The 13894-nt window shown below is 47.6% G+C and carries 13 protein-coding genes and 1 pseudogene; 4 read left to right on the forward strand and 10 right to left on the reverse strand.

The features are described from left to right. A partial coding sequence (locus AK963_RS35575) for a hypothetical protein (RefSeq protein WP_238593775.1) occupies positions 1-211 on the reverse strand: 211 nt, incomplete at its 3' end. Here AK963_RS35575 and AK963_RS36915 point away from each other — a divergent pair. Together AK963_RS36915 and AK963_RS36675 are read left to right on the forward strand one after the other, a co-directional pair. Further along, positions 137-289, forward strand: a pseudogene (locus AK963_RS36915) (hypothetical protein); the annotation flags it as partial. The gene AK963_RS35575 and the pseudogene AK963_RS36915 sit on opposite strands and share 75 nt — an antisense overlap. Positions 290-310: 21 nt before the next feature. Next, entirely contained in the window at positions 311-433 is a 123-nt protein-coding gene (locus AK963_RS36675; RefSeq protein WP_274520536.1) for a hypothetical protein, read from the forward strand. Positions 434-470: 37 nt separating this feature from the next. Here the strand turns inward: AK963_RS36675 and AK963_RS18455 are convergent, their stop codons facing one another. The 3 genes from AK963_RS18455 to AK963_RS18465 form a co-directional block, all read right to left on the reverse strand. Then, the gene (locus AK963_RS18455) at positions 471-1976 is read right to left on the reverse strand and encodes a CoA-acylating methylmalonate-semialdehyde dehydrogenase (RefSeq protein WP_066016911.1); all 1506 of its coding nucleotides are present in this window, start codon (positions 1974-1976) and stop codon (positions 471-473) included. Positions 1977-2187: 211 nt separating this feature from the next. After that, positions 2188-2751, reverse strand: coding sequence for a TetR/AcrR family transcriptional regulator (locus tag AK963_RS18460; RefSeq protein WP_066016912.1), 564 nt, complete (start codon positions 2749-2751; stop codon positions 2188-2190). A gap of 6 nt (positions 2752-2757) precedes the next feature. Next, positions 2758-4347 carry a hypothetical protein gene (locus AK963_RS18465; RefSeq protein WP_066016913.1) on the reverse strand — a complete coding sequence of 530 codons (1590 nt, stop codon included), beginning with the start codon at positions 4345-4347 and terminating at the stop codon, positions 2758-2760. Between the two features lie 398 nt (positions 4348-4745). Here AK963_RS18465 and AK963_RS18470 point away from each other — a divergent pair, with 398 nt between their 5' ends. Further along, positions 4746-6449: a class I adenylate-forming enzyme family protein gene (locus AK963_RS18470; RefSeq protein ID WP_066016914.1), complete on the forward strand. Its 1704-nt coding sequence runs from the start codon at positions 4746-4748 to the stop codon at positions 6447-6449. Positions 6450-6514: 65 nt separating this feature from the next. On the opposite strand, the gene AK963_RS18475 is transcribed toward AK963_RS18470, so the two are convergent. The 3 genes from AK963_RS18475 to AK963_RS18485 form a co-directional block, all read right to left on the reverse strand. Then, complete coding sequence (locus AK963_RS18475; protein WP_066016915.1) at positions 6515-7693, reverse strand: pyridoxal-phosphate-dependent aminotransferase family protein; 1179 nt, start codon at positions 7691-7693, stop codon at positions 6515-6517. Positions 7694-7806: 113 nt separating this feature from the next. After that, complete coding sequence (locus AK963_RS18480; protein WP_026258081.1) at positions 7807-8289, reverse strand: MaoC family dehydratase; 483 nt, start codon at positions 8287-8289, stop codon at positions 7807-7809. A 214-nt stretch (positions 8290-8503) separates the two neighbouring features. Further along, positions 8504-10339, reverse strand: coding sequence for a hypothetical protein (locus AK963_RS18485; RefSeq protein WP_066016916.1), 1836 nt, complete (start codon positions 10337-10339; stop codon positions 8504-8506). Positions 10340-10506: 167 nt separating this feature from the next. On the opposite strand from AK963_RS18485, the gene AK963_RS18490 reads away from it, so the two are divergent. Further along, positions 10507-11046 (forward strand): DUF924 family protein, encoded by a 540-nt coding sequence (locus AK963_RS18490; RefSeq protein ID WP_066016917.1) that lies wholly within the window; start codon positions 10507-10509, stop codon positions 11044-11046. A gap of 8 nt (positions 11047-11054) precedes the next feature. On the opposite strand, the gene AK963_RS18495 is transcribed toward AK963_RS18490, so the two are convergent. From AK963_RS18495 to AK963_RS18505, 3 genes are read right to left on the reverse strand one after another with little or no spacing between them, the layout of a single operon-like run. After that, positions 11055-12443, reverse strand: a complete 1389-nt coding sequence (locus AK963_RS18495; protein ID WP_066016918.1) for an ATP-binding protein — start codon at positions 12441-12443, stop codon at positions 11055-11057. After that, a complete protein-coding gene (locus AK963_RS18500; protein WP_066016919.1) occupies positions 12434-13111 on the reverse strand; it encodes a response regulator in 678 nt (225 codons plus the stop codon). The genes AK963_RS18495 and AK963_RS18500 overlap by 10 nt, the downstream gene beginning before the upstream one ends. Positions 13112-13126: 15 nt before the next feature. Next, complete coding sequence (locus tag AK963_RS18505; RefSeq protein WP_420795618.1) at positions 13127-13447, reverse strand: hypothetical protein; 321 nt, start codon at positions 13445-13447, stop codon at positions 13127-13129. Positions 13448-13894: the final 447 nt, after the last annotated feature.

Raw genomic sequence — 13894 nt, forward strand, 5'->3', positions numbered from 1 at the left:
GAAAATCAACATCATTAAAACCTTCGGGTAGCTGTGGTCGACGAGACATCTGTTCTAGATAATGCATGGTAATGATGCCTAAGCATAGTTGGCGGCAGCTTAAGGATTTAGAAAATGCGATTGGTATAAGGGGCTTTTGTCGGAGGCTGCAGCGCTTTACGCCGGCACTAATAACCTGCTGACACCTTTTATTTCTCCAGTATATGGCCAATATGAGAACTTTCCGCCAACCTATCTTGTTACCGGTACTCGGGATTTGCTGCTAAGTGATACAGTCAGAGTCCATCGGAAATTACGACAGGCTTCTGTTATGGCAGAACTTAACGTCTATGAAGGGATGTCCCATGCTGATTATATGTATGCCACGGATACCCCTGAATCCAGGCAGGTGTACGCTGAACTGAATGATTTTCTGTTAAGGTGTATGCAGTGAGATGTGAAAAGGCTGGCAAAAGCCAGCCTTTAAACTCTTACTTCAGGTTGATCGTCAGGTTTGGCTGATCACTCTGTTGGAAAGCTTCTTCATCATAGTTCCAGCGGGAAGTGACGGTTTTGGTTTCTGTATAGAAGCGAACTGCCTGCTTGCCATAGGCATGAAGATCACCCATGAATGAACCTTTCCAGCCGGTAAATGAGAAGAAGGGGAGCGGTACAGGGATAGGAATATTAATACCTACCTGGCCGACTTCAATCTCACGCTGGTACTTCCGGGCTGCTGCTCCGGAGCCGGTGAAGATTGATGTGCCATTGCCGTATGGGCTGGCGTTGATCAGCTCAATAGCCTCGGCCAATGTATCAACAGTGATGCAGCAGAGAACCGGGCCAAAAATCTCTTCCTGATAGATGGCCATATCTGTGGTGACATCTGTAAATAAGGTTGGGCCAACCCAGTTGCCATCTGGAAGTCCTTCAACAGTACAGTCACTGCCATCCAGAAGGCAGGTTGCACCTTCTTCTTTACCTTTGGCAATTAATCCCAGTACACGTTCTTTAGCCGCTTTGGAAATGATAGGACCATAACCAGCTTTGGGGTCGTTCCATGATCCTGGTTTAACGACGGACAGCTGGTCTTTTAATTCATTAATCCAGTTTTTACTATCACCAACAAATACGGCCACACTGATGGCCATACAGCGTTGGCCTGCAGCTCCGACAGATGCACCAACAAGACCATTTAATACGCGGTCTTTGTCAGCATCAGGCATGATGACCATATGGTTTTTAGCACCTGCCATACACTGGGCACGCTTCATGTTTTCGGTTGCTGTCTTGTAGATGTATTTACCAACAGGTACGGAGCCTACAAACGACACTGCCTTGGTATCAGGGTGGTTCAGGAGATAGTCAACCTGCTCTTTACCGCCATGAACGGCTTGCAGTACGCCTTTGGGAGCGCCTGCTTCAACAAACAGTTCGATCAGGCGCATTACCGTGAGAGGTACCTGCTCTGAGGGCTTAAGAATAAATGTGTTGCCTGCTGCAATCGCCAGAGGGTACATCCACAGTGGAATCATTGCCGGAAAGTTGAATGGGCTGATACCAACACAAACACCCAGTGGCTGGGTGTAACTGTATGTGTCGATGTTGTTGGCAACGTTCTCAACCGTCTCGCCCATCATGGCGGAAGGAATATTGGCTGCCTGTTCTACTACTTCAATGCCACGCCACACATCGCCCTTGGCATCCGCAAATGTTTTGCCCGTATCCTGGGAAACCAGTTCTCCCAGTGCATCATGGTTCTCTTTAAGCAGTGCAACATAGCGCATCATCAGACGGGCACGCTCCGATACAGGGACGTCCCTCCACTGCTTAAAGGCAGCCTTTGCACTTTCTACCGCTTTTTCCATTTCGGCTTCGGTGGCATAGGGCAGTTCCGCCAGCAGTTCCTGAGTAGCAGGGTTTGTGACAGGAATAAACTGTGAGGTTTCACTGGCGATGAAGTCGCCATCGATAAAAAGGGGGATTCTCTTAGGCATGGGACTACCTGTCTTATTTTATTATTAAGCGTGCTCTTCTATGTGGTTTTTATGCCAGCACGTCATTATTGGTTACGATAATTAAGTGAAATTAATTATCATGAGGCAACCTGTTCATAATATTTAACAGATTGGTGGTAAATTGTGAACAGTTTATGATGGTTAGTGTTTATTGTATCGCAGCTCTTATGAAGCTCATGGTTGCTATGGACTATGCGATACCCAGGGTTTCTGCAAGTTTTTGGGGCGTGAAGTGATTTGAAAGTCCATTGTCGCCCAGTGACAGTCGTGTCATTGCAGTATGCATGGCAGTTCCCATCAGCATGACGGCTGTGAGTTCAGGGGTAATATGTTGAGGAAGTCGTTGGCTATCTTTCAACGTTTGTAATCGGTCGGAAAGTATTTTCCTGGGTGTATAAAATCCTCCTACCCGATCACTGGGGACAGAGGTCTGACCTGCTATGAGAGAAGATGCTGCAATGGGAAGAACTTTTTCAAAGTAAGAAATGGCAGCTTCAAAAACACCATAAAGCCATGACGCAGTTTGCTTATTGTCTTCTGTTATTCGCTCCGTGAGAGCGGTTTGCTCCGGCAGGGCTTCATTGATCAGAGCCTGTAATAGTCCGGTTTTATCGCCAAAATTATTAAACAGACTGGCCTCAGTAACCCCAGCATGCAAGGCAACAGCTCTGGTTGTAAGCCCTGAAAGACCTTCAGTTGCCAGAAGGTCTCTGGCGGCGTCCAGAATGCGGTTTCGCACGCGGGGTCTGCCCATGGTTAATTATCCCTGGTTGTCTTTACTTTCAGCGGACTGGCTCAAGGCTGTCGGGTTATCCCAGATAGCGATGATGCCTTTGATGGTACCGACATAAGCCGTACCATCGGAGCCGATGGTAATAGGTGCCCAGTTATTGTCAAACTCCATACCCGCGCCTGTGCGAATTTTAAAGATTGTCTCACCGGTTTCCGCATCCAGAGCCATCAGATACCAGGCGACATCCTCAGCATTTTTCTGCGGTTCAAAGGTATAAAAATACACAAGACCATTGTCGGCAGAGAGCTTTGGTACAACGGATGGCGCTTTTTCAGATGAGTTCCAGACAACATCGCATCCCGACTCATCTTTACGGATATCAATCCGGGTGATACCACCGGGAATGACATCCCACTTTTTCTGTTGAACGGCGCTGCTGTAACCGAAGTTATTTTCGATAATGATTGAGCGGCCCCAGCCTACCATGGAGTTTTCAGTGGCGGACTGCTGGCTTTCAAACAGGGGAACCGTACAAATTAACCGTTGGCCGTTAAAGTCTGGCTGACGGCGATATACCAGAAGATTGATCCTTTCATCTGCGTTGTCAGTAACCGTGATATATCGATCCCCCAGCAGTGTTGGAGTAGTGCCTGATCCCTGGTTGATAGAGCCAACTTTACGTGCAGATCCACGGTCGTATGCTTCCTGCCAGAGAACAGTGGGCTTTCCCTTAGCGTCGGTATTCATGGCATAGGTGGCATGATCCGTAACGATATAGGCCGCATTCTCATCCATTGCGAAACTGTTCTGGATCTCTTCACCCTTGAATTGCGTACTTTTGACACTGCCGGTTTCCGGGTTAAGGGTGCCGACCCGACCATAACGGGTTACCCACCATATCAGGCCTTTATGATCAGGTAATACGGCGGTAATTGGATCGCACTCTCCTTCCGGGAACCAGTTATTCCAGTTCATACAGTCGTTGGGTACTTCCTGGCTGAGATCCCAGCTGCCATCCAGATAGAACTCCCACTCACCGCTTTCAGTCTGACGGTTGGCCAGTCTGAGAATACGCTGTGTGCTATCAGCCAGAACGACTCGATCCTGATCATCAAGATAATAGTAAGCACCGCCTGAAGTGTCGGTCATTACAATCGTAGGGTCACGCTTGACCAGAGCCTGAAATGAGCTGGGGCGGTTCGGTAATTTGTAGCGCGCGAGAAGCTCTAAAGACCTGGGCTGCAACATGTGGATTTCAAATCCGGCAATGGATGCACACAGCGCAATCAGTTGATCCTTGGTAGTCATAGTAACCGTTGCACACATGCCCCCGGGCATATTGGATCCATCCCGGGTTTGTATCTGCGGGTTAATGCCCAGAGGCCCAGAAATCAGGTGAACGTCGGAATTAAAGCCATCACCATGAATGGTGCTTTTTCCTGCGGAAGCCATAAAAGGATGCTTGATGCTCTCTCCCTGAAAAGGTTTTGCTTCCGCTGGCTGGCCGATAAATGCCGGAGCCGTCATTGATGTGCTTTTCAGAGACTGAGGCTCTTTGGAGGGGCTGCAGCCTGCCATTAGCGCGGCTGATAATAGAGCAATCACATAATGCTTCATGAAAGATAATTCCTGCGTCATTTTATTTTTATAGCGGCACTATAAAAATAAAATGACAGGGAGATCAAGTGGTTTTGTTATTTGTTGTGTTTTTGTGACATCGGTTGATGGGGAAGTGGCCGTTTTACTACAATATACGACATTGGTTTTTTGTTCTCTGGTCAAATTACCTGAGATTTAAAAAATTGCCAGTGTAGATTGGCCTGTTTTTGTCATTGTTCCCGCTGCCAGTTTGGCGATGATAAAAAAAGTTATTTCTTGCACCGGCTTGTGCCTCTTTTGTGTGTCTGCAGAATACTGCCATTTTGGTCGGCATCTGTAGCTGGTTAGTAGGGGCCAGAGGATGAGTGAAATTAAGTCAGCTTTCACCATGCTCTTAATAATAAGGATAAAAAAATATGTCCAATGCTATTGATGCGGTAAAGACCGTATTTGCGGGTTTAACTCGTCCCGGCGCGCAGTTTGAACTTGAAGAGACGACTATTCAGGGCATCACCTACCGTTCCTATAAAAATGCACCAACCACGCTGCCACAGATTTACCGGGAAAGCCTGGCTTTTGGTGATCAGCCATTTCTTGTTTATGAGGACAAGCGCTATACCTTTAAGGAAGCTTACTCTCTGGCCAGTAAGGTGGCGTCACAGCTGATTGATCAGTTTGATATTAAAAAGGGTGACCGTGTCGCTATTGCCATGCGTAATCTGCCTGAGTGGATCCTTGCTTTTATGGGGATTACGTCTGCTGGCGCGATTGCTGTTCCGCTTAACAGCTGGGGAGGGCGGGATGAACTGGAATATGGCATTGAGGATTCTGGAGCAAAGGTGGTTTTTGCCGATGCCCGGCGATTAAACCATATTGTTGCTGACTTGGCTCAGATGGATGTTCGGGCCATTGTGGTTGATGATGAAGCAACTTCACAGAATGACCGTGTAACCACATGGCAGTCTCTGGTCAGTGGTCCCGCAATTGAAATGCCTGACGTTGGCATTGATGGCAAAGACCCTGCTTTTATTCTGTATACCTCAGGCACGACAGGCAGGCCAAAGGGGGCACTCTCTTCTCACTGGTCTATTGGTCAGGCTATTACCTGTGGCTCTGTTGCGGGTATGACCATGGCTACACAGCACCCGGAGTCTGTCCAGGCCGCGATGAAGCGGGGCCATGCACCTGCTGTCCTGCTGGCGCTGCCATTATTCCATGGCAGCGGTTTGCATACCGTGGTGCTCTCTGCTTTGCGACAGGGAACGAAAGTGGTTATCCAGTCAAAGTGGGATGCACGAAAAGCATTGGAACTGGTGGAGCGTGAAAAAATATCCACATTTTCTGGTGCCGCAAAAATGATCTGGGATTTTCTTGAACACCCTGAATTTGACCAGTTCGACACTGAGAGTATTCTGAACCTTACCGGTGTTGGTGCTGCCCAGCCTGAAGCACTTTTGAAAGAGATTCTGACCCAGTTCCCTCTTAATTTTCTTGGGACTGGCTATGGAATGACCGAATGCAATCTCTATGCCTCCATCAATATGGGGCCTATGTATCTGGAAAACAGAAACAGTGTTGGTCTTCCCTATCCCATTTCAGAAATCAAAGTGATTGGTGACGATGGAAAAGAACTGGCGATTGGCGAGGTGGGTGAAATCTGCATCAAAAGCCCTGCCATGATTGACGGCTACTGGGGCAAGGAGGAAGAAACTGCCAAGGTGTTAAAGGATGGCTGGTATCGTTCCGGAGATGTGGGTTATAAGGACGAGAAAGGCCTGCTCTATGTCTGCGATCGTATGAAGGATATGGTGATTCGTGGGGGGGAAAACATCTACTGTGCTGAAGTAGAAGCGTTGATTAATGAGCACCCGGCTGTTGTCGAGAGCGCTGCTTTTGGTGTCCCTCATGATCGGTGGGGTGAAGAGCTTGCTGTTGCGATTCATCTTCAGCCAGGAGAAGAGTTATCTGATGCTGAACTGCAGGACTATGTGGCAGCATCATTGGCTAAATTCAAAGTACCGACACATGTCGTTTTTGCTGAACAGCCACTGCCGAGAAATGCTATGCAGAAGGTGGTTAAGCAGGATGTTCGTGATCAGTATGTTGATGAGCTGGTTTAATCGATAGGGTTGTTAAGGGTTCACTTGTGGAAGGCTCAAAGGGTTTATCCTTTGAGCCTTTATTACTATTGATAAACGGAAACGGCTGCTTTTACCGCTTCACCAGGTGTGAACGTATGGCCTTGTCTCAGCAATGCAGACTCCAGTGCGGAGAGACAGTTCAAGACATTGGTTTGATTCGCGGCATACCCCATCAGGCCGATCCGCCAGACTTTTCCAGCAAACGCACCGAGACCAGCACCAATCTCCAGGTTATATTCCGCCAATAACTGCTGGCGAACCGCAAGGTCATCAACACCTTCTGGTATTACCACGGCATTCAGTTGGGCAAGTCGCTCCTCTTCAGGAACCAGCATTTCCAGTCCCATGGCTGCGAGTCCAGCAACCAGCGCCTGATGATGCAGCTGGTGTCGCATCCAGCTGTTTTCCAATCCCTCTTCCTGTAGGAGGCAGAGAGACTCGTGCAGGGCGTATAGTTGATTGACGGGTGCCGTATGATGGTAGGCTCTTTTTCCATCGCCTCCCCAGTAGCCCATGATCAGACTCATATCGAGAAACCAGCTGCGAACAGGCGTTTTTCTGGCCTGAATTTTCTCAATGGCAGCTTCACTAAAGCTAACAGGTGAAAGGCCTGGAACACAGGACAGGCACTTCTGGGAGCCGGAGTAGACGGCATCGACTCCCCACTCATCAACTTGCAGCTCAGAGCCGGCCAGAGAGGTTACGGTGTCGACAATCGTCAGGCAGTTATGCTCTCTTGCCAATTTGCACAGTGTTTTTGCATCAGAACGTGCACCGGTTGAAGTCTCGGCATGAACAAAGGCCAGAATTTTTGCATCCGGGTGAGCGTTCAGTGTTTCTTCAACCGCTTTTGGGTCTACTGCACGCCCCCAGTCTGATTCAACGGTAATGGCGGTGCCACCCATGCGTATGACATTTTCTTTCATCCGACCGCCAAAGACACCGTTTATGCATACGATGACCTTGTCGCCTTCTTCCACCAGGTTGGCAAAACAGGCTTCCATCCCTGCCGAACCTGGAGCAGAGATGGGCAGTGTCAGCCGGTTGCTGGTCTTGAAAGCGTATTGGATCAGTGATTTCAGTTCGTCCATCATTCGGATGAACTCAGGATCAAGGTGCCCAATGGTCGGTCGGGCCAGAGCTTCGGTGATCCTTGGGTGTACATCAGAAGGGCCGGGTCCCATCAGAGTGCGCTGTGGGGGGTGAAAAGAGGTGATTGTCATAACTGCCTGTTGTTCTCCACTTATGGGCACGGCTACTGACGGGTAGAGCGAGTGCCGGTCTATTATTGTAGTGAAGCCTGACAGCAGAGGCGCGGTCAGGCAAGAACTGTCGTTCAGTCGGCTGGCTTTAATACCACCTCAGGCAGAGGGTATTCATCAACAACGACTTTACCAGACGAAGGCATGATTTCTGCCTTGCCTTTCACTACGGCTTTACCGTGCTGGTTTACAACATTCGTTGAGACTGTCGCACGTTTTCGCTGTTCGTTGATTTCCAGAATCTCCAGCTCAACGGTTACCGTATCACCGACTTTGACAGGACGCATGAATTTTAGCTCCTGGCCCAGGTAGATACCACCGGGTCCTGGCAGTTTTGTTGCCAGGGCACATGAGATAATTGAAGCCGTCCACATGCCGTGGGCAATACGACCTTCAAACTGTGTGGTTGCGGCAAACTCTTCATCCAGATGAACAGGGTTTGTGTCTCCGGATACTTTGGCAAACAGCAGAAGGTCTTCTTCTGTCAATGTGCGTGTCAGACTGGCTTTGGTGCCAATGGTTAACTCTTCAAATGGGATGTTTTCCAGCTTGCGCATAAGGTATGGCTCTATTGCTTTGTTAGGGTATGAGTAACCGTTTTTCAGAGTGGTCTGGTTTACGGTTAGTGGCAGTATATTTTCATCGGGAATGATTATCGTACCTATTGTGGGGTACCAGGGTCTGCCGTAATGGTTTTTTATTGACCACTCTTTGTTGCTTGATGGAAGGTTAACACTTTGGCTGAAGTTACTGAATCAGAAGTTGGTGGAGTTATTCTTCAGAAGGAGGTGGATTTGAACCAGGCCTGACCTCCAGTTCTAATAGTTCAGCAAGAGAAATCATCCCTCTGCTTTTCGGGCCTGTTTTAATGTAAGGCTTGTCGCCAACATCGTAGTAGCCTGATGTTGATTTTGTTGTCATCCCATGCAGCTTCTTTTTGATAAACCCTGGTGCTTTGTCTGAAATAGCAAGAGAGTCGAGCTTAAACTCTTTGTTACCTGATGGCAGATCCCTGAATCGGGTGTGTTTTGACATCAGTGTTCTAACTGCAGCTTTCTCAATTTGCTTCTGAAGTAGAGGTAAGCTCTTTTCACTCACCCCAAGTGCAGTGAGAGTGTTTAAGTCTATATCACCACGAGCAACATCAAGGTGAATCATTATGCCCAGTCGGTTATTGCCAGCGTTGTTTCTGGTGATTTTTTTCTTTGCCAGTGCCTTCGCTGCGTCAGGAAGTTGCTGCATAAACTCCTCTAATTTGGAGAACGGTGTTTGTACAATAATATCAAGTGCGCCATTCATGTCTTCATCCAGCTTCATCTGACCTGTCCGTACATTAAATGGACCAGCCTGGTTGTCACTGAATTCAAGATGTTCGAAAAAAACATTGGGTTTCGATTCCTGATCTCCTATCAGGCTCTGGTGAAGACCTGCATTTAAGTCAATCAGGGAGAGGTTTGTTACTTCGGGGGTGTAATCAGATATGCCGGGTGCGAGACTTTTGATATTTTTGACTTTAATATTTGCGACCTGTGACTTGAGCTGGATTCCAGTCTCCTCCTGGTTCCAGATGGATTTCTCTGGTAAGGCTTCATCTTCATCCAGAACAATGGCTCCTGGCAGGTGATGTTTCAGCCCTGAACAGTAGCGGTTGATTGAATTAGCGACTAGTGACAGGAGGTTACTTTCTCCCGTAATTTCCGGTTGACTGATTTCAACCGAGAGTGTTATTGGCTGCTCCTGGTTTTCTTCTGAGCTGGAAGGTGTATATTCAACCTCAAAGGCGAGTCTCTCAGCTTTGATTGTCAGGCACTCCCTGACATTGCCTTTGCTATCCGTATCTCCTGGTTTTACGATGCCAGGTTGTATACCTTTTAGATAAATATTACAGACTCTGATTCTGGCATCATCGTGGCTTGACCCACTGGTGGCTGGACTCCCTGTTTCCTGAGCCGTAGGAGAGGGAGTATTTTCCGGTCTATAGCTACGAGCCCATCTAAATCCTGATGACCTCTGACTCTGAGAGGTCAGTTCCAACTTCCCATGGGTAATAGAAATATCCTGCTGTTTGCCTAGATGAAGCCTGGCAAGACTCATAGAGAGCTGGCGCAGCTCTGATTTTGGTACTCCAACCGTTTTAATTCCGGCTTTAGCCAATGCCCAGCCAACCATATCAACTTTGCTATCGGGTATGGTTATGCCTTTTGCATCAGCAAGCTCTCCTGCTGCGGCAAGCCCCGCCTGTGCCAAAGAGGCTGCAAACCCCAGAGTGCCTATCCCTAATTTAGATACCTCGGAAACCCCCTGTCCCAGGGATGACCAGCCTTCTGTAAGTGTTTGATAAGTAGTGTTGGCAAGGTCATATGAGAATAAGGAAGCAGCTCTTGCTATCTCTTTTACAGGACCAGGGAGCCAGCTCAGGTATGAAGTTGGCTCAGCTTTTACAACTGATCGTTCAGAGAGTTGTGTTATTGGTATCTCTTGGGTAGGTCTGTCTCTCAAACCTCTGGTTAGTGAAAAGGTCTGGCTATTGTTAGGGGTATCGGGACTGTTTAGTTGGGAAATAAAGTGGCTCTGCCCCGAGTCGCCAACGCCTGCAGGTCTGTCCATATTTCAGAAATCGGCGGGTTTGTAACATAGTTAACAAGTGGCATACGCTTTAGCTTGTTAACTCAACATTTTTTCTGGCAGGGAGCTTATATATGAATAATTGCTTTCGCTTGATTTTACTCGCGATAGCGTTAACGCTAAGTATGTATTTAAAGGGGGATGATCGAATGATGAAAGAGCCTCAGTCCATTCTGGACTTTTGGTTTGAGGAGTTGAAGCCTGCTCAGTGGTATGAAAAAAGCCCCGCTTTGGATCAGCAGATTATTGAGCGTTTTGGTGATGTACATGCCATGGCAGTGGCCGGTGAGCTTTTCCACTGGCGTGCGACTCCGGAGGGGCGGGTGGCGGAATTGATCATTCTTGACCAGTTCAGCAGGAACATGTTTCGGGATACGCCTGAGTCTTTTGCCTATGATGGTATTGCTCTGGTGCTGGCACAGGAGGCTGTCAGGGCTGGCTCACTGGGTCATCTGGGGGAGTTTCAGAAAAACCTGATATTAATGCCTTATATGCACAGCGAGTCCAGGGTTGTGCATGAAGAGGCTGTCAGGTTGCGTAAGCAATATGGTTTAGACCTGCATTGGGAACAAAAACATAAAGAGATTATCGATCGATTTGGTCGCTACCCTCATCGAAATGAGATTCTCGGTCGGACTTCCACGGCAGAAGAGCTCGAGTTTTTGAGGCAGCCAGGTTCATCGTTTTGAACTTTGGGTTAACAGGGCAGGCTAATGACAATTCTGGCCCCTCCGAGGTCGGATGTTTCAATTGCAATGCTGCCCTGATAGCCTTCTACCAGATCCCGGACAATAGCGAGTCCAATGCCCTGCCCGGGCTTCTGGCAGTCTGCCCTTGCACCTCTTTGGAAAACCTGGTCCCGTTCATCTTCAGCTATGCCTGGACCATCATCTTCGATGATAAGAATAAGTTCGCTGGCCCGTTTTCGGTTTTCTGCCTGGATAAACCCAGTCAGTAACACTTCTCGCTCGCAGAACTTGAATGCATTTTCCAGTAAGTTGCCCATCATCTCCAGAAAGTCCCCTTCATCACCGTGAAAAAGGCAGGAGGGGTCAAGGTCAATCCTCATGGAGACCTGCTTTTCAAGATACACTTTATCCAGTGTGTCCCGAAGATCTTCAATGATTGGTTGAACAGAAATGATCTGGCGGGTCAGGCCGTGCTGACCAGTAATTGATTTGTGCAAATGATAACCAATGATTTGATTCATCTTGTTTATCTGGGTATTGAGGTTACTGCACAAGTCAAGAATTACGCCTTTATCTGGTGTTTCACTTTGAATCTTGAGTGTATTGCTGAAGCTTTGCAGTACCACGAGGGGCGTTTTCAGACTGTGGGTCAGGTCATCCATGGTGGTGCGGTATTTTTCCCGCTGTTTCTGCTCGGAATGCAATAGAGTATTGATGCTGTCGGTTAATCGCTGTACTTCACTGGGAAAAGAGCCTTCAAGATAGCTCCGCTGGCCCGACTCAATTTCATTCAGCTGCCTGGATACCTGTCTGAAAGGTTTCAGGGTCCACCAGAGTGCCAGCCAGAAAAATCCCAGTATCAGGATAGAGATAAGGCTGATGGATATGTACAGGTTATTGATGAAGACATTGATAATGTCGAGATAGCGCTTTGCGGGCACAATGGTAACAAAACTGTAACCAGGCGAGTGCCTGTTTAATAATGCGTCCACCTCATACGCCAGAAAGGACTTTCCTTCCAGTTCAAGAACACTCAACGTAACCCGTTGCTCAAGATCAAAATTGGGAGTGTAAGCGATGGGTTTATTATCTGTCGAAATGGATTGCCAGATCAGTTTTCCAGTGGCATCAAATATATAACCGCGAAGCGTACTTTCCCCTGGAGTATTAAAGCGTCGGTCCGCCAGAGTATCAGGCATAACAAGAGTCCCATTTTCCTCTTTGGCAGCAGCAGCAAGCATGGTGTTGGCATTGGATGCCATCTGCTCACGGGCTGCCTGCTCGACGGTGTCATTGAATGAACTCAGGACAGAGATAAGCACCAGACTGAACGTCAGGGTGAGGACAATAGCAACTGCTGTCGTTACCCTGCCTTTAAGAGAGCGTATCAACTGCACGGCAACTCAAACCGGTAGCCACGTCCACGTACAGTTGCAATAGGGTTAAGCCCACTGTGTTTTTTCAATTTTTTCCGCAGACGGTTGATCAATACCTCAAGCACATTGCTGTCTGGGCTGTGATTGTTGCCGTATAACTGATCTTCAAGCAGTGAGCGGGAAAGAACCTTACTGTAGTTTCTCAGAAATGATTCCATTACGGTACTTTCATAACGGGTAAGAACAACCGGCTTATCGTTAATGGTAAATTTCCCTGTGATGCTATCCAGGGTAAAGGGACCGCAACTCATAGCTGGCTGTGCATATCCGACGCTACGGCGCAGAAGTGCATTCAGGCGGGCCTTGAGTTCTTCAAGCTCAAAGGGTTTGACAAGATAGTCATCCGCTCCTGCGTTCAAGCTGTTTACCTTATCGCGCCAGTTGTCTCTGGCGGTTAAAACCAGGATTGGTGTGGCAATGCCTTCACTTCGGGCTTTCCTTATTAGCTCGAGACCATCAAAGTCAGGTAACCCCAGGTCAATGATGGCAATATCAGGCGTATAGTTTTGAAAAAATGCCCATCCTTTTTTTCCGTCAGAGGCTTCCAGAGTTTTATGCCCTGCCTCCTCAAGCTGGTAACTCAGGTGGTGGAGCAAAAGCGCTTCGTCTTCTACCAGAAGAACGTTCATTGACTTTTTTCTCCCTTACTGGAAAGGAATTTGCTTGCATTGGTAATAAGTGGCTCTTGGTTTGTCGTTGTAATTCAAGTCAACAATGCCAAACAGCATTTTTTTAGGGGGAAGATAAATATGTACGTAGTTGGCTGATTTTGCTTCAGCGATCGCGAGTGTTTTTTCTGAATCAGCATAGAATCCCAGTAGAGCACCTTCATCGGTATAACGCTGAAGCAAACTTTGAGTCAGTTCTTCATTATGTACCATTGTGCACTCGGACTCTGGCTTGGGGGCGAACTGACCGATGGCAATCTCTTTTCCACTTTGAGTCTGGCGGGTTGTCGTCGTCATTTGCGAACATCCGGATAGGAGGGTAAGTAACACAAGAAAACAGATAAGCTTTTTCATTGGAGATGCCGGAGCGTGAGTTAATACAAAAGCAACATGCCAGATGAGTCTGACATGTTGCTGATTATAGTACTTGTGGTTCTTCTGAAAGTTAGAAACGGTAGGAGACGTTAATATAGGCCAGCTTTTGATCCTTCTGTTTGAACTCAATAGGCTCAATGAAATCAGGGCTGTTCAGACTGACCTTATTATTCATGCGTGAGTAGCGATAGCCCAGCTCTGCAGAAATACTTGGTGTAAACTCCTGAATAAGACATATTGAAGGGAATGTAATTTAAATTGTGTAAACGCTTGTCGTTAATACTCCAAAATGGAGAATAACAATGAGCGTTGAAATCAACGAAAAACTGGTAGATCAAATAGCCAGTCAGATTAAAACTCAGGATGATC

Origin of the sequence: Endozoicomonas atrinae, from assembly GCF_001647025.1 — a bacterium.
In the GTDB taxonomy this organism is placed as follows: Bacteria; Pseudomonadota; Gammaproteobacteria; order Pseudomonadales; family Endozoicomonadaceae; genus Endozoicomonas; species Endozoicomonas atrinae.